Here is a 250-nt window from a genome sequence, read left to right as displayed (position 1 = left end):
CATGATCTGCAACACATAGCAGATGGATTCCAGTTATTGCATCCAAGAGGAGGTCTTCCTCCTTTAATTGTCTTTAATTTCTCTCTTTTGATTTTTTCTAGATTTTTCATAATAAATATTTATTGATTGGTATCGTAAATATCAATTTCTTTTTTTTATTACGCAATAGTTTAACTTAAATTAACTTGATGTTAATAAAGTGTACTTTTCTTACTTAAAAAAATTTGTATATCGTAAAACTGAAAATTCC

General features: G+C 26.0%; 1 protein-coding gene. It reads right to left on the bottom strand.

Going from position 1 to position 250, the window contains the following annotated elements; translation table 11 throughout:
* On the bottom strand, window positions 1–110 hold a 110-nt coding region (locus tag SB772_RS43930; RefSeq protein ID WP_410839017.1), incomplete at its 3' end, for a bacteriocin-like protein.
* Window positions 111–250: the final 140 nt, after the last annotated feature.

It is taken from the genome of Paraburkholderia sp. SIMBA_030 (genome assembly GCF_046535245.1).
Classification (GTDB): domain Bacteria; phylum Pseudomonadota; class Gammaproteobacteria; order Burkholderiales; family Burkholderiaceae; genus Paraburkholderia.
The sequence above is the reverse complement of the archived record's forward strand: the minus strand, read 5'-3'. Positions and strand labels throughout refer to the sequence as shown.